Raw genomic sequence first — 21,216 nt, forward strand, 5'->3', positions numbered from 1 at the left:
AGGTTTTATTTTTGAGTTTTCATTTTCTTATTTTTTCTATTCTCTCTTTTTATTTTCTTTTCCAAAATAATTTTTTTCATATGTTTTTTATATTTACTCTCTGAAAGATACCATAATGCAATTCCCACAAAAATACCACCAATCATAAAAGTCAGTGTAGGCATTAATACCTGTGATTTAAAACTAATAAGTGTAAAATTTTTAGAAAGTCTATTTATGATTTGAAAAAATAAAGACGTTAAAGCTCCCCACATTAAGACACCATATAATATAGTATATTTAATAATTCCCATTTTTCTTGTTTCTTCCCATTTTTTCAGCCAACTATTATTTTCTCTTTTTTTCTTTTCTGCTCTATTTACTTTTTTAAACATATTTACCCCTGATTAATTTATTTTTTTACTAACCCACTTACATTTATTTCTCTATCGTTTAAATCTGAAGTTGCAGTGTTTTTTGAAAATGATACTATATTTTCATCATTTAGAGTATTTTCTACATATATAGTATATTCATCTTCATAAAAGACAGTAAAATTTTGTTCTTTACCTTTTCTTGGTTTATTAATTCTAACTAGAATTTCATACATAGTAGATCAGCAACTAATAACATCATCAATATAAATTGTAAATTCTTTTTTTCTATGAGCCATAAGTATGTTTTTAACATCTTCATCAATATTAAACTTCATTTTTATCCCTCCTCTTTACTAATTATATTATACTATTTATTATTAGTATTACTATTAAAAAAATACACAAAAATAATTTTGTGTATTTTTAAAATTCATTATACTGGATAAATTTTTTGATCTTCATCCACTAAAGTGGTGTCAATTTTATACTTTTCTGATTCTCTATAGTTAAAATAACTCATAGCAACTTGTGGAAACAAAATATATGATAAAACGTCTTCCTCATTTTCTATAAACTCTTTAATTTCAACCCGTTTATTTTCTAGCATAGGCTCTAATAAATCTGCTGGTCTAGAAGTAATAATTTCTGCATTTCCAATTATTTTTTCAATAATTTCTTTTTTTATTGGCACTGTTGACTTACCATACATTCCTTTAACATAAGCTTTAACTTCATTGGGAATCATTTTATATCTCTCACCAGTAATAACATTTAAAACTGCTTGAGTACCAACAATTTGACTAGTAGGAGTAACCAAAGGTGGATAACCTAAATCTTCTCTAACTCGTGGAACTTCCTTTAGTACTTCATCAAGTCTATCACCAGCATTTTGCATTTCTAATTGAGACACCAAATTTGAAAGCATTCCACCTGGTACTTGATAAATCAAAGAATTAATATTCACTCCTAGAACTTTAGTATTTAAAAGGCCACTCTTAATACTATCTTCCCTAATTGGAGTAAAATACTCTGCAACTTCATTTAATTTTTTCAAATCAAGCTTTGTGTCATACTTAGTTCCATTAAGGGTTGCTACTAACGATTCGGTAGGTGGCTGTGATGTACCAAGCGAAAATGGAGAAATTGCCGTATCAATTATATCTACTCCAGCTTCGATTCCTTTTAAATACGTCATAGAAGCAAGTCCACTTGTAGAATGCGAATGAAGTTCAATTGGAACTTTAACTGTAGATTTAAGTGCTTTTACCAAATCAAAAGCTGCATAAGGCGTTAAAAGCCCTGACATGTCTTTTATACAAATCGAATCCGCTCCCATATTCTCCATATCTCTAGCTAAATTTACAAAAGTATCCAAAGTATGAATAGGACTTGTCGTGTAAGATATAGCTGCTTGAGCATGTGCTCCTTCTTTTATAGTCGCTTCTATTGCAGTTTTTAAATTTCTTGTATCATTTAGTGCGTCAAATATCCTTACTATATCAATCCCATTAGCGACAGATCTTTTAACAAATTCTCTCACCACATCATCTGGATAATGTTTGTAGCCTAAAATGTTTTGACCTCTTAATAGCATCTGAAGTTTAGTATTTTTAACATTATCTTTAATCATTCTAAGTCTTTGCCATGGATTTTCATTTAAAAACCTAAGTGATGCATCAAAAGTTGCGCCACCCCACATTTCAAGTGCATGATATCCAACTGAATCAAGTTTATTTAATATTGGTAAAATTTGCTCAGAATTTAGTCTTGTTGCAATCAATGATTGATGTGCATCTCTAAGTATAGTTTCAGTAATTTTTATTTTTGACATAACAGCCTCCATATAGAATACTTTAAAAGCATTCATTCTAATAGATGAACACTCAATTAAACCTATTTTTCACTATCTGTGACAATATTAACATTTGCTATTTTATATGTACATACTAATAAAAAAGTGATAAAATTGTTTTAATTAATAAATTTAATATTATTAATATATTATCTTTATATATTAAGGAGGATTACCATGGATCAAACGGATTACAAAATATTGGACGAATTGCAAAAAAGCGGCAGGATTTCTATGAAAGATTTAGGAAAAAAAGTTGCTCTTACATCACCTGCAGTTACAGAAAGAGTAAAAAAACTTGAAGATGCAGGAATTATATCTGGCTACTCTGCAATTATTGATCCAAAAAAACTAAATAAACACGTTCAAGCGATTATCAATGTAGATTTACAAGTGCATAATCACAAAAAATTTATTGAGTTAGCAAAAAAAGAGCCTTCTATAATTGAATGCCATCATTTAACTGGAGAAGATTGTATGCAAATAAAGGTCATAGTATCTAACACTGAAGAACTCGAGGAATTACTTAGTAGGATACAATCTATTGGAAGCACAAAAACAACTATTATTCTTTCGACACCACTAAAAAACAAACCAATTTTACCATAGATAAATGAATTTCTAAGATTCAGAGGGAGTTTTTACTCCCACTGAATCTTAGAAAACATAATACATGGCCTTTTTAGAGTTCTTTATCTCCCACTTTTTTAAGAAGTGGGGCTATTAGAATTCTAAGGTATCGGATAAAAAAAGTATAAAGGGAGATTCATATGAAAAAAAATAAAGTGATTTTAATAATCCTATTAATTGCATTTGTCAGTGTAAATTCATATATACTACTCACAAAAAAAACCGTAGTAAACTTTTATTCACACCCAGATAAGCTAGGATTTTTAAACGAGGCTATTAACGAATTTGAATCAAAACATAAAAATATTGATATAAATATGATTGAATTACCTGACAACACTAACGAGAAATATGAAATTATTAGTTCTACTCTTGCACTAAAAGATGGGTCAATCGATGTAATTGATGCCGATGTCACTTGGCCTTCGATTTTCGTTAACGCAGGTTGGGTAGAAAATATTGACACTCTACTTCCAGAAGAAGAAAGAAAGGACTATTTAGATAGCGCAATAAGTTCTGCTACAATCGATGGTAATTTATACGGTATTCCATATAGAATCGATTCTGGAATGCTCTATTATAGAAGTGATTTACTTGAAAAATATGGATTTAAAGTTCCTAAAACTTGGAATGAACTCATTAGAATTTCAAATTATATTATAGAGAAAGAAAATAATGACAAGCTTTATGGTTATGCTGGAAGTTGGTTTAAATATGAAGGGTTAACTTGTAATTACTTAGAATTTTTATGGAGCGATGGTGGCACTTTTATCAAAGATGATCATTCACTTGGCTCAAAAAAATCAGCAATAAAAGCACTAACAACTATGAATGATATGATCTATAAAGATAAAATAGCTCCTCCAAATGTTTACGATTTAAAAAGTGGAGATTTGCGAAAATTATTTATTAACGGGCAATTAATATTTATGAGAGACTGGCCAACTGGTTGGAAATATACTAATAAAGATGAATCACTAGTCAAAGGTAAAGTTAAAGTTTCGCCATTACCTTATTATGACAACTATGGTAAAAGCCATGGCACTTATGGTGGTTGGCTTTATATGATATCAAAATATTCAACTCATAAGAAAGAATCTATGGAATTTATAAAATTTTTAACAAGTTATGAACAAGAAAAAAAGAATGCACTTCTCTATAATTATCTTCCATCTGTTAAATCACTTTATGAAGATGAAGATATTCTTGTTAAAATGCCTTTTATAAATAGAATGAATGGTTATTTTAATGAAGCAAAACCGAGACCAAGAGTATATAATTATGATATAATATCTTATATCATACAAGATGAAGTTTCAAATGCTTTAAAAGGTACAAAAGACCCTAAAACATCTATTGATGATATGTTTTTAAGAATTAATGATTTAAATGAAAAATAATCGTACAAATATGTACATCTGAGGTGTGAATTTATGAAAAAAATTATTATAATTACATTTATTTTAATGATATTATTTTTTTATAATTTTAGTATCATAAATTACTCAGATAATTCTAAGATTATCAAAGAGTTAAATTTCGTAGGAGTAAATAATAATTTTCCTTATATATTTAATGATAAAAATGGTAAAGCAAAAGGGCTTATTGTTGATATCTTAAATGAAATTTCAAAAGAGAGTAATTATAAAATTAATTTTATTCTAACTTCTCCCCAAAATATAATTTCAACTTTCAACGAAAAAGGTGATATTTTGTTTTCAGATAATTATATCGACTCATCAAACTATAATTACAAAAATACTGTTCCTTTTTTAACTATTAGAAATCATATATTTGCTTACAAAAATCTAAAAGAATTACTAAAATTAAAATCATATGATAATCATTCAATAATTGATAAATCTTTAAAAAATAAACAAGTAGGTATAAAAAATAAAGAATTATCTATAAATATGGGATTATTATATACTAATAAATCAAATTTAATTACTTTTGACAATTACTCAGAAGGACTTTTACTTTTAAAAAATAAAAAAGTAGATTTAGTAATTATGCCAGAAACAACCGGAAAAGCTTTAATAAGAGATGAGGGTTATAGCAATTTGTTGATTTCTAAAAAGCACATTTTCTTAGAAAACTATTTTTTTACAGTAAAAAATGAAAATACTGCTTTGCTTGATGAACTTAATAAGCAAATACTGTTACTTCAAAAAGGAACTTTTATATCTGAAACTAATAGCAAATGGATTTCTAATATACAGGTTAATAGCATAAATTATTCGTATCTAAAATATTTTAATATTATTATTTTTTTAACTATAATTTACATTTTGTACCTTATATATAAAAGTAATAGCCTTAAAAACACTGTTGAAAACAAAGAATTTAAAATCAATGAGCAAAAAGAAATTAACGAAGAATTATTATCTGAGCTACTTAAACACGAAAAAGTTAAAAATGATTATTTTATTAATTTATCTCACGAACTAAGAACTCCGCTAAATGTAATTTTAGGCGCTACTCAATTAAGCGAAACATATATAAAAAAAGAAAATTATACAAAATTAATTGAAAATGCTGCATACCACAATTCCATTATAAAGAATAACGGATATCGACTTCTTAGAGTTATTAATAATATTATAGATATTAATAAATTTGATATCGATGAATATGTTATAAATATTGATTTTGTTGATATTGTATATATTCTAGAAGAAATTATCAATTCCACAAAACAATACGTAAATATGAAGAACCTTAAATTAAATTTTACTAGCGATATTGATGAAAAAATTATCCAATGTGATCCATTTGAAATAGATAGAGTATTTATGAACTTACTTTCAAACGCAATTAAATTTTCAAAAATTGACGGAGAAATTTGGATAAATATTTATGATGAAAGTGAAGGAATAAAAATTGTTTTTAAAGATAATGGAATAGGAATTCCAAAGGAAAAACAAAGTTCGATTTTTAAACGATTTTCTCAAGTAGATAACAATTTAAACCGTGCACATGAAGGCAATGGAATTGGTCTTTACCTTGTTAAATCGATTATAAACTTACACGGCGGTACTATTGAACTCGAAAGTGAAGAAAATATAGGTACTACATTTACAATATTTCTTCCTACTAAATCAAATTATACTTCTACTAATACTTCAAATGGAATTAACTCAAATCTAAACAACCAATACAATGTTGATTTAGAATTTTCTGAGATTATACAAGAAAATTTGCAAGAAAAAAACTAGTTCGTATAAACCAGTTTTTTTCTTTTTTTCTTTAATTTTGCTATTAAATAATCATATCATTATAGATTTCAATTTTATCATTAATATTTACGATTTTTTTATGCGAACCTCTATTTCCACCAATCATTCTAGACGGAATTCCTACTGAGGTCGAATTAGTAATCGTATTTTTTAAAACAACAGATCCAGCTCCAATCTTACTACCAGAATCAATATAAATAGGACCTAAAATCTTAGCACCTGAGCCTATTGTAACATTATCACCAATTGTTGGATGTCTTTTGCCTATATCCTTTCCTGTACCACCTAAGGTAACACCTTGATAAATTGTAACATTATCACCAATTTCAGTAGTTTCTCCTATAACAACACCTGTTCCATGATCAATAAATAGATTTTTCCCTATTGTTGCTCCTGGGTGAATTTCTATTCCAGTAAAAAATCTTCCTAATTGAGAAAATAATCTTGCTAAAAATAGTAATTTTCTTTTAAATAAAAAATTACTTAATCTGTATATACCTAAAGCGTGAACTGAAGGATAAAGTAGTAATACCTCAACAGATGTTCTTGCAGCTGGGTCTTGTTTCTTTATATAATCTAAATAGTCAAATATTTTCATTTTATCCTCCAATCCATAAACCAATTTACAAATATATACCTGTTGAAACATATTTTTCTCCGCCATCTGGTGAGATAAATACTATATTTTTATCATATCCATATTTATCGAAAATTTTCATAACTGCTGCTAAATTTGCGCCTGTTGATATGCCAATAAACAAACCTTCTTGCTTTAATAATTTTTTAGTCATTTCAAAAGATTCTTCATCAGTTACAGTAACAACTTCATCAATAAATTCTTCCTTATAGTTACTTGGAATAAAACCAGCACCTATTCCTTGAATTTTATGTGGTCCAGGTCCATTACCTGAAATAACTGCACTAGATTCTGGTTCTACTGCAACAACCTTAATATTTGCATTATATTCTTTCAAGTATTTAGCTACGCCAGTTATAGTTCCACCTGTTCCTACTCCTGTAACAAATATTTCTATATCTTTATTACTTTTTATAATTTCTGGTCCTGTAGTTTCATAGTGGTAAAGGTAGTTGCTTTCATTTGAAAATTGATTTAGCATAAAATAATTTTTATTTGATTCAAATAATTCATTAGCTTTTTCGATTGCACCTTTCATTCCTTTTGTTCCATCCGTTAATATTAGTTCTGCTCCATATGATTTTATAATGTTTCTTCTTTCTATACTCATTGTCTCAGGCATAACTATTTTTACGTTATATCCCATAAGATTTCCTATCATAGCAATTGCAATTCCTGTATTACCACTAGTTGGTTCAATTATGGTACTGCCTTTTTTTAGTTTCCCTGTCTTCATAGCATCTCTAATCATTCCATAAACAGCTCTATCTTTTACACTTCCACCAGGATTTTTACCTTCAAGTTTCACATATAGATTCTCAGCTCTTTTTTCAACATTACTTACCTTTACAATTGGTGTATTCCCTATTAGTTCTAAAATATTATTTTTCATTTTCTTCCTCCAAATATATATAAATTAATAAAATCAAATACAAAAATAAAAAAACTCCGTCTCTATTTTAGAGACGAAGTATATTCGCGGTTCCACTCTAATTATTATAAATAATAATCACTTTTTCGAGCACATTAAAATACTCTATTTTATTAACGGAAAATCCGATGCAGCCTACTAAATTCGGTGCATAGCTCAAAAGGGCACTTCATAACATTTTTTATAAAAACCTCTCACCTTTGGTTTTCTCTCTTAAATAATCCATGTAACTACTTTCCTTTATCAAAGCTCTATCTTTATTAATTTGTAATTTTCTTTAGTATATATTCTTAATTCCTAGTTGTCAAGTAAGAATTAAAAATTATTTTAATATTTCTAGTGGAGTCTTAATAAATTCTCTTATACCATGATCTTTCTCATGTTTTCTAAGAATTTCTTTCATTTTATCTTTATTACCTTTCATTTCATTTATTTTTTTATAATCTACTCCTTGAGAAAATGGACACGCTGTAATACAAATTCCGCAATCAGTACCTAAACTTCTCCATCTTTCATAACAAGTCTCATGATTTATTTTCCATCTTAAATTATCATTTTCATCAGTTATTTTATTTATAGGAATAGATTTACCAGGACAAGTTTTTATGCACTTACCACATATTTCGCAAAATTCTTCTAAACCCCAATCATCTTTTTCATCAATTTCAAGTGGAATATCTGTTGTAATTACACCAATTCTAACTCTAGAGCCATATTTTTTTGTAGTAAGAATTCCGTTTCTTCCAAGACTACCAAGTCCCGCTTCTCTTGCTACTAAAGGAACTACAGAAAGAAAGTTTCCATCCATTTGATTTCTAGCATCATAGCCTAAATCTTGAATAAAATAACTACCAATCATACCAATAATGCCCGCATTAAGATAACCCTTTGTTACTTCAATTACCTCTTCAAGCATGGGAGCACGATTCATCATTTCCTTGTCCATTTCAACTAAAAAACAAATAGCATATTTATGTTTTTCTGTTACTTTTTTTCCATAAACTTCACTAGAACGACCTCTATACGAATAATAAAATTCATCCTTCATTTCACAAATTCCAACTTCTACAGCACCTAAATATTTTAGAAATTTCTTAATTCTTTTTGTAATTTCAATACTTTCTACAGGAGTTTCAATTTCTGATTTTTTACCAGAAGATAAATGCTTAATATCACCCAAGAATCTAAAAATAGTATCCGGAAACTTAGCATTAATAGGATGATAGGCCATTGTTCCTTCACCACAAATATTAGGTAATTCTCTAAGATAATCATCAAATTCCTTTTTATCAGGATTTCTAGAGTAATATTCATTATATTCATATGAACCCTTTCCATAAGTCATTCTTGAAAACATAATATCTCTTTCATCAAATTTTTTCATTTTCCCTCCTAAAAAAGTTCCTATTTTAAAAATAATACACTTTTTAAAATAAGAACTCAAGAATACTTTTGTACATAGAAGTAAAATTATATACTAACACGTATGTTTATATATGTTAGTTATGCCTTACGTCATACGTGAATCATGCATTCCCATACCTCTGCTTTTAAATTTCAAGGCAATGTATTTTCGTATATGTGAATGGCGCCTTACGCCCGATACGTGAAGCCATGAATTACCATGACTCTGCTTTTGAATTTCATGGCAATGTATTTTCGTATATGTGAATGGCGCCTTACGCCCGATACGTGAAGCTATGAATTACCATGACTCTGCTTTTGAATTTCATGGCAATGTATTTTCGTATATGTGAATGGCGCCTTACGTCGAAGACGTGAAGCCATGAATATATACGAAAATACTAATTTGTAACATTATTAAACATTTCAATTTGTGATTTATTTTTTTCATCAGTAATACTCTTATATCCATTATTAATAAAATATGAGTTTAATATTTTAAAATCGCTAACATCATTCATATTAATCATAATGCTTCGCTTGGGATTTTCTATTTTTTCAGTTGTAGGATTATAAATAGTTTGAACACCATTAAAAGTAATTCCTTTTACATTATCTAAAATATAAAGATTCTCTGTATCATTCTCATATATTCTTGAATCTTTAATCAAAATATTTTTTACATCCTTTAACTTAATAGGAACAATTGTAGAATCTGTTATCATTGATCCATCCATACTAATATTATCTGTTTTTTCTGCGTTAAGACCAATTAAGCCTGAACCAAATAAAAAAGAATCTGAAATATTAATATTGCTAGAATCTTTAATTCCAAAAACATCTCCTGAACACACATTATATAAATGTCCAACAATAAGATTATCAAAATTTAAATTTTTACTATTTTTTATATTAATAACTGTATCATATTCTGTCATAATAAATGCAGGTTTATCTCCTAGAGTCTTTATAGTTAAATTATTTCGTGATTCAAATTTTTCATTAAATACTTGTTCACCTGAATCATTATATGAGTATCCACCCAATATATGGTAAACTTTCGGATCTAAAATTAATGTTCTATCATCACCTAAATTTCTAACCAATTCATCAGAATTATGAATTCTAATTACTAAATTTTCATTTGCTGTTGAATTATTAAATTTTACAGTATCGTGCTTAATTTCCTTTTTAAATTTATCTAAAGAAGTTATATAGCTATTATATTTATTATATATTTTCTTAGCATTATCAAAAAACACACTATAATCCAAATCACCACTAATAATATTTTTTTCTACCAAATAATCTTTCATATCTTCTGTTATCAAATATAATTTTTTTGACAATAAACTTGGAATTTCTTTATATATACTGGTATATTTAGAAGTTGGATACGTTTCAATTAAATACTCGTACATAGAAATATTATTACTTGAAATGGCATAATCATAATAATATAATTCATTTTCATTTGAATTATTCGCCCAGTTCATAATTGCAAAAGGTCCACTTAAATTTAGTGCATAACTTTTTTCGTAATTAGTTATGCCATTTTTATAATCAAAAGCAGGATGATCTTCATTAAATTTTTCCCACATAATTAAATTATCAATTGCTTTATAGGAATATTCTGTTTGAACGTAAGTCCTATCCATATTTTGCGAAGCCGATTGTGAAGCAATCTCCTTATTTCTAAGTAATAAATACTCTAAAATATCTTCAGTAACATACTTGTTAACACTCGATATAATAAATCCCGGGTCTTCTTCAAAATAAACACCATCCATAGTATCTGATATTTTTATACCTGAACTTTCAAGCATGATAATCTTAGATTTTAGCAATGTATCGTTTATCTCAGATATTTCTTTAATAGTAATTGTATTATCATCGTTATAGTTTAAAATTTTATCTAAATCAGTATAGGAAAATAAATTAAAATCTGCATTTTGAATATACTTGTTATAATAGGCTAAAAATTCACTAAATACTTCATCATTAATAGAATCATACGATAATTTTTGAGAAACATCTTTATATGCATAAAGTGCCGTTTCAACACCTCTTAAATCAAAAATACCTAAATTATCTATAAGTTTACTATACTTTTCAATAGCTTTTTCTTTTAAGATATCTTCACTTAAATCTAAAGAATTATTTATCCAATCAGTGGTTTCTTTAATTAGCAAATCATAATATGAATTATCTTTCACAATGTAAGTATTATTAAAAATATCTTCACTATTTGTTTCTACAACAAATGTATTGTTTTTAATAACACTATTGGTAAATGCATCCCTAAAATTAAATAAATTATCAAGTTTATTTCCTTCAATTTTACAATTATAATATTTTATTGGATTTTCAGAATCATTGTTTGAAAAATTAGTATAAATATCCTCATTTGAATATTCACTATTATTTAAAAACTCAGTATTTACAAATCCTATATTTTTCGAATTATAGGCATTAACAACACCATCTATTATTGTATTATTTTCAAATTTTGAATTCGTAAATTCAATTTTATTAGAATTTTTTATTACTACTCCTGAATAAGAATTATCATGAATTACTGTTTTATCTATTTTAAAATTTTCAGAATCTTCAAAAGTAATACCAATCGTACCTGAACCAAATAAATTCAAATTATTTAATTCTACATTATCAGAATAATCAAAGTATAAAACTCCTCCAGAACATTCACCTTTATCTTCTGTGTGTCCCATAGTAATATTACTAATTTTAAGATTATCTACATCTTTAAAAGTTAAGACATTTGAATATCTTGGATTAATTAAAAATCTTGTGTTTTTTACATCCTCACCTATTAATGTTAAGTTATCAACTTTTCTAAATATAATTTGCTCACCATCATATGTAGATTCATATCTAATAAATTCATTATTAACTTTAACACTTAAAAGATCATAATCTCCGCTCTTAAGTTTTATTATTGCATTTGGTTTGATTGCATTAAGTAACTCTTCAGTTGTTGAAACTTCAACAGTATTTTTATTATTTTGTTCTACCTTATTGTCAATAATATCAACCGCTTCACTCTTATTAACATCAGTTACATCTGTTTTTTTACTATTATCATTTTTAGTACACCCACTTATAAAAATTGCTGTGAAAACTAATAGTAGTAATATTATTTTTTTATTCATAGTCCCTCCTGTTTTTTTTCAAATATTAAAGAAATAAAAACTCCCTCTGAAGTTTATAAATTCATTTATATATAATTAATTTTTACAAAAAATAAATTTAGTACACAAATTATTATATATTAATTGTGTACTAAACTCAGTAAATATTTTGAAATTGTAATTATATTTTAATTAAAGAATTAATATTCTAATCTAGTATATTTTTTCTAGAGAATACCCTATATCATTAAGAGATTCTATTATTTGCTTAATATGTTCATGACCACTAGTCTCACAGGTCACCTCAAGATGAACATTCATAAATCTATCTGTATTTTTAAATTGGTTATGATCAAGTCCAATAACATTTGCATTTAATTTAGCTAACCTATCAGCAATTCTAAGAAGTTCACCTGGCTTGTCAGGAAGCTGAACACTAAAACAGAAAAGCCTTCCTCTTGAAACTAAGCCTTTATTAATCATTGTTGAAACTGTTACTACGTCAATATTGCCACCACTTAAAAGACAAACTACTTTTTTATTCCAAACATTAAGCTTTTTAAGTGCTGCAAAAGGCAAACTACCCGCATTTTCTGATACAATTTTATGCTTTTCCATAAGAAGAAGGAATGCTTCCATAATTTCTCTATCACTGACAGTAATAATCTCATCAACATAATCTCTTATAATATCAAAAGTGATTACTCCAGGTTTTTTTACAGCAACTCCGTCTGCTATTGTGTCCACAAACGATAAATTAACGAGTTCATTTTTTCTAACTGATTCTTTCATTGCCATAGCACCTTCTGGCTCTACGCCAATTACTTTAATACTTGGATTAATTTCTTTTGCAGCCAGAGCAATTCCACTAATAAGTCCACCGCCTCCTACTGGCACTAATATATAATCAGTTTCTCTAAGTTCATCTAAAATTTCAAGACTTATTGTTCCCTGCCCTTCTATAACGTCCAAATCATCAAATGGATGAACAAACACATAATCATTTTCTTCTTGAAGTCGTTTTGCTTCTTCGTAAGCTTCATCATAACAGTCACCAAACAAAACAACTTTTGAACCATAATTTTTCGTAGCTTCAACCTTTATAATAGGTGTAGTTTTAGGCATTACAATAGTTGAAAGAACTCCAAGTTTAGTAGCCGCATATGCAACTCCCTGAGCATGATTGCCAGCAGATGATGCTATAACCCCTCTTTTTCTTTCTTCTTTAGTAAGTTTAGAAATTTTATTATATGCACCTCTGATTTTAAATGCACCTGTTCGTTGTAAATTCTCAGGTTTTATAAAAACCTCATTACCAGATTCTTTACTAAAAACTTCACTATAAATAAGTTTTGTCTCTTTAATCGTTCCCTCGAGATTTTTTGATGCATTTAAAAAATTGAGATAATCATAGTAATTTCTTTCTAATTTTAAAGCTCTTTGTTCCATTGTAATCCCTCCGTTTAAACTCTCTACATTTTTATATCTACATTTTTTATATTCAAATACTAGTCTCTATTTTTTTCTAGTATTATAATGAATTCATAATTTCTAAAACAAAAACAAAAATCCGTCCTTATATAAAGGACGGATATAATCCGCGGTACCACCTTAATTGCATAGCCACTCAGTTTTAGCTCTAACAAGCCTAAGCATAGTAACGATGCTAACCGTAAATTCTTACTAACTTTCAGAATTTCAACTCAAGAGTGATTAAAATTTTTGTTTTTATTAGCTTTCACCAAACGCTAACTCTCTAAAAAAAACGTACAAAATCTTCTTCTCTTTCAAAGTTTTTATTATTATTTTTAATATTTCTAAAATTCTAACAAATTCGTAAACTAATTGCAAGTGCTTTTCAAATAATAATTTATTTATATATGAATCCATGTAATTTTATATGTAAAAATCAAAAAAAATATTAAAATTGAAATTTACTGTTGACATTTTATAATTAAAGGCTATAATGAGTATTAATTAAATATTCATTCGAAAGAATGATCCTTATCAAGAGAGACGGAGGGGTCTGGCCCTATGAAGTCCGGCAACCTACATTATGTGTGGTGCTAATTCCAGCGGTTTTTACCGACAGATGAGATAATTTGTATATAACTCTATTCATCTGAATAGAGTTTTTTATTTATTATCTCATCAAGAGAGGCTGAGGGGTCTGGCCCTTTGAAGCCCGGCAACCTACATTATGTGTGGTGCTAATTCCAGCGGTTTTCCGGCAGATGAGTAAATATTACACTACATCTGTAGTGTATTTTTTTTACTAATTAGCCTAATATTACTATACTTAGGAGGCTTATCATGAATAAGAAAAGAACATTTAAAGACATTAATGAGAAAATTAAAAATGGGAACGTAGTTGTTGTTACTGCAGAGGAAATTATCGATATAGTTGACGAAAAAGGAATTGATGAAGCATTTGAACTTATAGATGTTGTTACTACTGCAACCTTTGGACCAATGTGTTCAACAGGAGCATTTTTAAATTTTGGACATTCTGACCCACCCATTAGACTAGAAAAATTAACTCTAAATAACGTTGAAGCATATGGCGGTCTTGCAGCTGTAGATACTTATATAGGAGCAACTGAGGAATCAAGTGATAAAGGCTATGAATACGGAGGAGCACATGTAATTAGAGATTTAATAGATGGGAAAATTGTAACACTTAACGCTTCAGCCAAAGGTACTGACTGTTATCCAAGAAAAACTCTTCATAGAGATATAAAACTGGAAGATCTTAACGAGGCATATTTATTTAATCCAAGAAATTGCTATCAAAACTATGCTGCAGCAATAAACACTACAGATGAACCTATATATACTTACATGGGAACTTTACTTCCTAATAAAGGAAATATAAATTACTCTACTGTAGGTGAACTTAGTCCACTTTTAAATGATCCATACCTTAAAACAATTGGACTTGGAACAAGAATTTTTATAGGTGGAACTACTGGATACATTGCTTGGAATGGCACTCAATTTAATACAAATGCCACTAGATATGAAAATGGAATAACTAAAACTCCTGGTGCAACACTTGCTTTAATTGGAAATTTAAAAGAAATGAGTACAGAATTTATTAATCCTGCCGTTTTTAAAAAGTATGGAACAAGCATAAACGTAGGCGTAGGTATCCCCATTCCAATTCTAGATAAAGAAATTTTAAGAGGATGTGCTATTAGAAATAGTCAAATAAAAACTAATATCGTGGATTATTCAGTAAAAAAATTATCAAAACCTGTTCTAACAAGCGTAACTTACGAAGAATTAAAATCAGGACAAATTGAACTCGATGGAAAATTAATTAAAACAGCTCCGCTTTCAAGCATGAAAAAAGCTAGGAAAATTGCATATATTTTAAAAGAACAAATTGAAAAAGGCGAATTTTTACTTCAAGAACCTATAAAAAATTTTGATTTAAATTCAACTGTGAAACCCCTTAAAAAGGAGGCAAAATAATGAAAACAAAACTGCATTTAAAATTCCCAGCGGAACTTACAGGATCACCTATAACTTATGACTTAATTAAAAAATTCGACTTAAAACTAAATATCCTAAAAGCTGAAATAGATTATAACTTAGTTGGAAATATTCTCTTTGAAATAGATGGGAAATCAAGTAATATAGCAAGTGCTATTGAATATCTTGAAAATAGAAATATTGAAAGTGATCTTATTCCAACTACTATTTTAATCGATAAAGAAAAATGCAATGAATGTGGACTTTGCACATCAGTTTGTAAAATTAAAGCATTATCAATTTCACCACCAAATTGGAATTTAGAATTTAACTCAAATAAATGTGTTGGATGTAATCACTGCATCGAAGTTTGTCCAACTAGAGCAATCTCTAATTTTTATTTTCCTGAAAACTATTAAGGTGTGATTAAAATGTATGAAGAAAGAACTTATAGAGAACTTGTAAATACAAATATCAATAAAACAACTCTAATAATTGATGAATCTGATCTTGATATTTACTATGATAAAGACCTAAATAATGCTGAAAACGAATTAAAAAGTATAAGAACTATACTGAAGAATCATATTAAAAACGAACCAAATTTTTTTAAAAGTTTAATTCCACTTAAAACAAATGAATCTGACCATCCTATTATAAAAAAAATGAAAAAAGCTTCAAATATAGCTAATGTAGGTCCTATGGCATCAGTTGCAGGAGCGATTTCTGAAACAGTTGGAAAATATTTATCGAAATACAATGAAGAAGTGATTATAGAAAACGGTGGAGATATTTATATAAATGCAAAGGAAGATAAGAATATTCTAATAAATGCAAGTAAGTCTCCACTCTCTAATAAACTCTATATTAAAATAAAAAAAGAACATTTCCCGCTCGGTATATGCACTTCTTCAGGAACAAAGGGACATTCATTAAGCTTTGGAAATGCTGATGCTGTTGTTGTTATTTCAAAGGATACATTTCTCTCAGATGCACTCGCTACGGCAATATGCAATAAAATTAAAACAAAAGATGATATTAATTTAGGTATTGATATTGCTAGAAATAATAAAAATGTATTAGGAATTATTATAATTATTGATAAATATCTTGGTGCCTGGGGAGATATTGAACTAAAGAAAATAAAGGAATGGTGAATAAATTGAAAATAAAAGATATGTTTAAAGAAAAAAGTCCCACGGTATCATTTGAAATATTTCCACCAAAGAGAGATTATCCAATCGATACAATTTATAAAACAATAGATGAACTTGCTATTTATAAACCAGATTTTATTAGTGTGACTTATGGAGCCGGCGGAAGCACTAAAGACCACACTATAGAAATTGCATCAAAAATTAAAAACGAATACAATATTGAGACAATAGCGCATTTAACATGTGTTACTTCTACAAAAGATAAAATACTTAGCACATTAGATGAACTAAAAGAAAATAATATTGAAAATATACTTGCACTTAGAGGCGATATTCCTGATTCATATAAAAATTTAAACAGCTGGACTCCTGAGTACAAATATGCACATGAGTTAATTACAGATATAAAAAATAACGGTGATTTTTCAATTGGAGGTGCTTGTTACCCAGAAGGACATATTGAATCTAAAAATAGAGTAAGTGACTTAAAATATTTAAAACAAAAAACTGATAAAGGACTTGATTTCTTAATAACACAGCTTTTCTTTGACAATAACTTATTCTATCAATTTAAAGAAAATCTTGAATTACTAGATATAAAAAAACCAGTAATAGCAGGAATACTTCCCGTAATAAATATAAAGCAAATAAAAAAGATTCAAGAACTTTCTGGGTGTAATCTTCCTCCAAAATTTATTAAAATCCTTAATAAATATGAACATTCACCAAAAGCTCTTGAAGAAGCTGGAATTGCATATGCAGTTGACCAAATAATAGACCTTATGTCAGATGGAGTGGACGGAATTCATATTTACACAATGAATAAACCATATATAACTAAAAAAATCATGAAAAGTATAAAAACAATTCGTTCAACACTAAATACAAATATATCCTAGCAATATATTTAAAAAGTTCTTTTATTATAAAACAAGAATTAAAATGAACCCTACCCTATTAAATTCATTTACATTTGGTATAATTAAAAAAATAATAAAAAGTGGTGAGAATATGATAAATAAAGATGAAGTTTTTAGGTACTTAGGTTATTCTAAAGATAAAAAAGATCTACTTACTAAAAATAAACTTGAGCAAATTGTAAACGAAATAGAAAAAGAAATAAAAGGAAAATATACATTCAAAGAGTATATTATAGAGACCAACACTAAAAATAAAGTTACACTGAAAAATTCATCTATTGTTTTAAGCGGAAAAGATATATCAAAGCATCTTATTGATTCAAAAAGAATAGTTATACTTGCAGTTACTCTTGGAATCGATGCAGAAAGATACATAATTAAAAAAAATTATTTATCTGCTCTCGATGGACTAATATCAGATGCCTGTATGTCTGATTTAACAGAATACTATGCAGATGAGTGCGAAAAACAAATCAAATCTACCATAAAGGCTAATGAAAAAACTACATTTAGGTATAGCCCTGGATATGGTGATTTACCACTAAACACTCAGAAAAATATAATTGAAGAACTTAATACTAATCGTATTATTGGCCTTAATATAACTGATTCGTATATACTTACACCAAGAAAATCAGTTATAGCTATCATTGGAATAGAAGATATAAATTCGAAAGTCAAAAAAAATCATCGATGCGGAGTAGATAACTGCAGAGAGTGCAAACTTTATAGTAGCTGTAATTTTAAAAAAGGATGTGTAATATGAGCATATTAAAAAAATTAGGTAAAGAATTAATTATATTTGATGGAGCAATGGGTACAATGCTTCAAGCAAATGGATTAAAAGTAGGTGCTATTCCAGAAGAATTAAATATTGAACACTCAGATATAATAATCAAAATTCATAAAGACTATATAGATGCAGGAGCAAATATTATAACTACAAATACTTTTGGAGCAAATAAATATAAACTTTCTTCATCGAAATATACGCTAGAAGAAATAATTAATTCTGCCGTTACTAATGCAAAAGAAGCAAGCAAAAACTCTGATTCATTAATTGCTTTTGATATTGGACCAGTTGGAAAAATGATGAAACCAATAGGCAACATGGACTTTGAAAGCGCCTATAACTATTTTAAAGATCAAGTTGTAATAGCATCAAAGCTTGAAGTAGATATTTTCCTTATAGAAACAATGAGTGATATTGGAGAAATGAGAGCAGCTGTACTTGCAGTAAAAGAAAACTCTAACTTACCAGTATTTGCAACAATGACATTTAATAACGATGAAAGGACAGTCACTGGAACTGATCCTGAAAATATGGTACTTATATTAGAATCAATTGGAGTAGATGCACTTGGTGTAAATTGTTCACTTGGACCAAATGAACTAAAACCAATAGTAAAAAGAATACTTGAATTTTCAAAAACACCAGTAATAGTACAGGCAAATGCTGGACTTCCAAGTAAAACAAATGGATTTACAACATTCTCTATTAATTCTATAGACTATAGTAAAGTAATAAGGGAATTTGTAGAATCAGGAGTTGCAGTTATTGGTGGATGCTGCGGAACTAATCCTAACTATGTAAAAGAATTTTCAAAATTAAAACCACTTTATAAAAAAAATACTAATTATAATAAAGAAGATTTTGTTTGTACTTCAATCAAAAGAGTTCCGCTAAATAATAAAATTACAATTATAGGTGAAAGAATTAACCCCTCTGGAAACAAAAAATTAAAACAAGAATTTAAAAACAATAACCAACTTTATGCAGTAAAAGAAGCATTTAAACAAATTGAGAATGGAGCAGAAATTCTTGATATAAATACTTCTCTTCCAGAAATAGATGAAGAATTATTTATGAAAAATATAGTTTCAGAGTTTAGCGGACTAGTTGATGCCCCGCTCCAAATTGATTCAACAAAACCAAAAGTAATAGAAACTGCACTGAGACACTACTCAGGAGTTGCAATTATAAACTCAGTAAATGGAAAACAAAAATCAATGGACTCTATCTTCCCTCTTGCCAAAAAATACGGTTCTTACGTAGTTGCACTTTGTTTTGATGAAAAGGGAATACCAAAAACTGCATCTGAAAGAATTTTAGTTGCTGAAAAATTAATAAAAAGGGCAAAAGAATATGGTATTAAAGAAGAAAGATTACTGATAGATTGTTTAGTACTTACAGCTTCAGCTCAGCAAGAAGCAGTTATGGAAACATTAAAAGCAATTAAAATAATAAAAAGTAAATATAATGTTAAAACAACCCTAGGTCTTAGCAATGTATCATATGGACTTCCATTTAGAACACTTATAAATAGAACCTATTTTGCAATGGCACTTTCATATGGACTAGATACAGTTATAATTGACCCAAGTGCCGATGGCATTATGGACACACTAAAAGCCTTTAACGTTCTAGCAAATTATGATAAGGGAGCTGTTAAGTACATTGAATACAATGAAAATCGGCCAGTGGTTGAAAAAAATACAGTAAATAAGGAAAATCATACAGTAAAAAAAACAATAACTAGTAACATAGAATATGAAAACTACCTAAGTAAATTTTTACTTGAAGGAGATACAAATGAAGTAATCTCTTATACAAATACTTTAATAGAAAAAATACAACCACTTGAAATAGTAAATCTACATCTAATACCTTCACTCGATGAAATAGGCCTTATGTATGAAAAAAAAGAAATATTTTTACCACAATTAATAAGAGCTGCAGAAACAATTGCAAGTGCTTTTGAAATAGTAAAAGAGAAAATATTAAGTAATAATAATGGAAATGAAAATATCTCAAAAGGAAAAATTATACTTGCAACAGTTGAAGGAGATGTTCATGATATAGGAAAAAACTTAGTAAAAATACTACTCGAAAACTATGGATATGATATAATTGACCTAGGAAAAGACGTTGCAATTCATAAAGTAATAGAGGCAATAAAAAAATACAATGTAAAACTAGTAGGACTAAGTGCCTTAATGACGACAACAGTAGAAAATATGGAAACAACAATAAAAGAAATTAGAAAGAATTTTGATGATATAACCGTATTTGTTGGAGGCGCAGTTCTGACAAAAGACTACGCCATGAAAATAGACGCCGACCACTACTGCAAAGACGCCAGAGAATCAGTAGTAACAGCCAATGAGTACTTTTCAAGAAAATAAAAGCAGTGCAGAAAAAAACAGAAATGATGACTCTTAAGCCAAAGGCTTAAAAGAGACATTATTTCTGTTTTTTTCTATAGGGCTAAAAGCCCGTGACAAGGCTAACCGAAGGTTTGCCTGGGCAAGCACTGCGAATACTTTTACAAAGAAATTTCGCTTGTAGAATGCTATTGATTTTATTTTTATTATAGGGCTAAAAGCCCGTGACATGGCTAACCAAAGGTTCGCCTGGGCAAGCACTGCGAATACTTTTACAAGGAAACTCACCTAAGTCA

At 28.2% G+C, this 21,216-nt stretch carries 17 protein-coding genes, 2 riboswitches and 2 other annotated features; of the genes, 9 read left to right on the top strand and 8 right to left on the bottom strand.

Annotated elements, in window-relative coordinates:
• Positions 1-5: 5 nt before the first annotated feature.
• From AACH12_RS09865 to AACH12_RS09875, 3 genes are all read right to left on the bottom strand, one after another.
• Positions 6-374 (bottom strand): hypothetical protein, encoded by a 369-nt coding sequence (locus AACH12_RS09865; protein WP_338535248.1) that lies wholly within the window; start codon positions 372-374, stop codon positions 6-8.
• 17 nt (positions 375-391) lie between these two features.
• On the bottom strand, positions 392-589 hold the full coding sequence (locus tag AACH12_RS09870; protein WP_338535249.1) for a hypothetical protein: 198 nt from the start codon (positions 587-589) through the stop codon (positions 392-394).
• A 200-nt stretch (positions 590-789) separates the two neighbouring features.
• The gene (locus AACH12_RS09875; RefSeq protein WP_338535250.1) at positions 790-2,187 is read right to left on the bottom strand and encodes an oxaloacetate decarboxylase subunit alpha; all 1,398 of its coding nucleotides are present in this window, start codon (positions 2,185-2,187) and stop codon (positions 790-792) included.
• 198 nt (positions 2,188-2,385) lie between these two features.
• On the opposite strand from AACH12_RS09875, the gene AACH12_RS09880 reads away from it, so the two are divergent.
• The 3 genes from AACH12_RS09880 (at position 2,386) to AACH12_RS09890 (ending at position 6,056) form a co-directional block, all read left to right on the top strand.
• Positions 2,386-2,817: an Lrp/AsnC family transcriptional regulator gene (locus AACH12_RS09880; RefSeq protein ID WP_338535251.1), complete on the top strand. Its 432-nt coding sequence runs from the start codon at positions 2,386-2,388 to the stop codon at positions 2,815-2,817.
• Between the two features lie 161 nt (positions 2,818-2,978).
• Entirely contained in the window at positions 2,979-4,238 is a 1,260-nt protein-coding gene (locus tag AACH12_RS09885; protein WP_338535252.1) for an ABC transporter substrate-binding protein, read from the top strand.
• Positions 4,239-4,271: 33 nt separating this feature from the next.
• Positions 4,272-6,056 (top strand): ATP-binding protein, encoded by a 1,785-nt coding sequence (locus tag AACH12_RS09890; RefSeq protein ID WP_338535253.1) that lies wholly within the window; start codon positions 4,272-4,274, stop codon positions 6,054-6,056.
• A 43-nt stretch (positions 6,057-6,099) separates the two neighbouring features.
• On the opposite strand, the gene epsC is transcribed toward AACH12_RS09890, so the two are convergent.
• From epsC to ilvA, 5 genes are all read right to left on the bottom strand, one after another.
• On the bottom strand, positions 6,100-6,675 hold the full coding sequence (epsC, locus tag AACH12_RS09895) for a serine O-acetyltransferase EpsC (RefSeq protein ID WP_338535254.1): 576 nt from the start codon (positions 6,673-6,675) through the stop codon (positions 6,100-6,102).
• Positions 6,676-6,700: 25 nt separating this feature from the next.
• Positions 6,701-7,606, bottom strand: a complete 906-nt coding sequence (cysK, locus tag AACH12_RS09900; RefSeq protein WP_338535255.1) for a cysteine synthase A — start codon at positions 7,604-7,606, stop codon at positions 6,701-6,703.
• 66 nt (positions 7,607-7,672) lie between these two features.
• Positions 7,673-7,901: a binding site (T-box leader), on the bottom strand.
• Positions 7,902-7,967: 66 nt separating this feature from the next.
• Positions 7,968-9,029 carry a 4Fe-4S dicluster domain-containing protein gene (locus AACH12_RS09905; protein WP_338535256.1) on the bottom strand — a complete coding sequence of 354 codons (1,062 nt, stop codon included), beginning with the start codon at positions 9,027-9,029 and terminating at the stop codon, positions 7,968-7,970.
• A gap of 421 nt (positions 9,030-9,450) precedes the next feature.
• Positions 9,451-12,222: a right-handed parallel beta-helix repeat-containing protein gene (locus AACH12_RS09910; protein WP_338535257.1), complete on the bottom strand. Its 2,772-nt coding sequence runs from the start codon at positions 12,220-12,222 to the stop codon at positions 9,451-9,453.
• Between the two features lie 192 nt (positions 12,223-12,414).
• Entirely contained in the window at positions 12,415-13,650 is a 1,236-nt protein-coding gene (gene ilvA, locus AACH12_RS09915; protein WP_338535258.1) for a threonine ammonia-lyase, read from the bottom strand.
• Between the two features lie 131 nt (positions 13,651-13,781).
• Positions 13,782-14,001 (bottom strand) — a binding site (T-box leader).
• A gap of 201 nt (positions 14,002-14,202) precedes the next feature.
• Positions 14,203-14,300: riboswitch (SAM riboswitch) on the top strand.
• A gap of 46 nt (positions 14,301-14,346) precedes the next feature.
• Positions 14,347-14,442: riboswitch (SAM riboswitch) on the top strand.
• A 72-nt stretch (positions 14,443-14,514) separates the two neighbouring features.
• On the opposite strand from ilvA, the gene AACH12_RS09920 reads away from it, so the two are divergent.
• From AACH12_RS09920 to AACH12_RS09945, 6 genes are all read left to right on the top strand, one after another.
• Positions 14,515-15,678 (top strand): homocysteine biosynthesis protein, encoded by a 1,164-nt coding sequence (locus AACH12_RS09920; protein ID WP_338535259.1) that lies wholly within the window; start codon positions 14,515-14,517, stop codon positions 15,676-15,678.
• Complete coding sequence (locus tag AACH12_RS09925; protein WP_338535260.1) at positions 15,678-16,097, top strand: NIL domain-containing protein; 420 nt, start codon at positions 15,678-15,680, stop codon at positions 16,095-16,097. The genes AACH12_RS09920 and AACH12_RS09925 overlap by 1 nt, the downstream gene beginning before the upstream one ends.
• 12 nt (positions 16,098-16,109) lie before the next feature.
• Positions 16,110-16,835, top strand: a complete 726-nt coding sequence (locus AACH12_RS09930) for a UPF0280 family protein (protein WP_338535261.1) — start codon at positions 16,110-16,112, stop codon at positions 16,833-16,835.
• A 5-nt stretch (positions 16,836-16,840) separates the two neighbouring features.
• Complete coding sequence (gene metF / locus AACH12_RS09935; protein WP_338535262.1) at positions 16,841-17,734, top strand: methylenetetrahydrofolate reductase [NAD(P)H]; 894 nt, start codon at positions 16,841-16,843, stop codon at positions 17,732-17,734.
• 112 nt (positions 17,735-17,846) lie between these two features.
• On the top strand, positions 17,847-18,521 hold the full coding sequence (locus AACH12_RS09940; protein WP_338535263.1) for a vitamin B12 dependent-methionine synthase activation domain-containing protein: 675 nt from the start codon (positions 17,847-17,849) through the stop codon (positions 18,519-18,521).
• The gene (locus tag AACH12_RS09945) at positions 18,518-20,941 is read left to right on the top strand and encodes a homocysteine S-methyltransferase family protein (protein ID WP_338535264.1); all 2,424 of its coding nucleotides are present in this window, start codon (positions 18,518-18,520) and stop codon (positions 20,939-20,941) included. The genes AACH12_RS09940 and AACH12_RS09945 overlap by 4 nt, the downstream gene beginning before the upstream one ends.
• The last annotated feature ends 275 nt before the right edge of the window (positions 20,942-21,216 follow it).

The sequence above is a fragment of the Helicovermis profundi genome (genome assembly GCF_033097505.1).
In the GTDB taxonomy this organism is placed as follows: domain Bacteria; phylum Bacillota; class Clostridia; order Peptostreptococcales; family Acidaminobacteraceae; genus Helicovermis; species Helicovermis profundi.

Coding starts and splice junctions, on each gene's coding strand:
- AACH12_RS09865 (WP_338535248.1), bottom strand. CDS start 374: ATGTTTAAAAAAGTAAATAGAGCAGAAAAGAAAAAAAGAGAAAATAAT.
- AACH12_RS09870 (WP_338535249.1), bottom strand. CDS start 589: ATGTATGAAATTCTAGTTAGAATTAATAAACCAAGAAAAGGTAAAGAA.
- AACH12_RS09875 (WP_338535250.1), bottom strand. CDS start 2,187: ATGTCAAAAATAAAAATTACTGAAACTATACTTAGAGATGCACATCAA.
- AACH12_RS09880 (WP_338535251.1), top strand. CDS start 2,386: ATGGATCAAACGGATTACAAAATATTGGACGAATTGCAAAAAAGCGGC.
- AACH12_RS09885 (WP_338535252.1), top strand. CDS start 2,979: ATGAAAAAAAATAAAGTGATTTTAATAATCCTATTAATTGCATTTGTC.
- AACH12_RS09890 (WP_338535253.1), top strand. CDS start 4,272: ATGAAAAAAATTATTATAATTACATTTATTTTAATGATATTATTTTTT.
- epsC (WP_338535254.1), bottom strand. CDS start 6,675: ATGAAAATATTTGACTATTTAGATTATATAAAGAAACAAGACCCAGCT.
- cysK (WP_338535255.1), bottom strand. CDS start 7,606: ATGAAAAATAATATTTTAGAACTAATAGGGAATACACCAATTGTAAAG.
- AACH12_RS09905 (WP_338535256.1), bottom strand. CDS start 9,029: ATGAAAAAATTTGATGAAAGAGATATTATGTTTTCAAGAATGACTTAT.
- AACH12_RS09910 (WP_338535257.1), bottom strand. CDS start 12,222: ATGAATAAAAAAATAATATTACTACTATTAGTTTTCACAGCAATTTTT.
- ilvA (WP_338535258.1), bottom strand. CDS start 13,650: ATGGAACAAAGAGCTTTAAAATTAGAAAGAAATTACTATGATTATCTC.
- AACH12_RS09920 (WP_338535259.1), top strand. CDS start 14,515: ATGAATAAGAAAAGAACATTTAAAGACATTAATGAGAAAATTAAAAAT.
- AACH12_RS09925 (WP_338535260.1), top strand. CDS start 15,678: ATGAAAACAAAACTGCATTTAAAATTCCCAGCGGAACTTACAGGATCA.
- AACH12_RS09930 (WP_338535261.1), top strand. CDS start 16,110: ATGTATGAAGAAAGAACTTATAGAGAACTTGTAAATACAAATATCAAT.
- AACH12_RS09940 (WP_338535263.1), top strand. CDS start 17,847: ATGATAAATAAAGATGAAGTTTTTAGGTACTTAGGTTATTCTAAAGAT.
- AACH12_RS09945 (WP_338535264.1), top strand. CDS start 18,518: ATGAGCATATTAAAAAAATTAGGTAAAGAATTAATTATATTTGATGGA.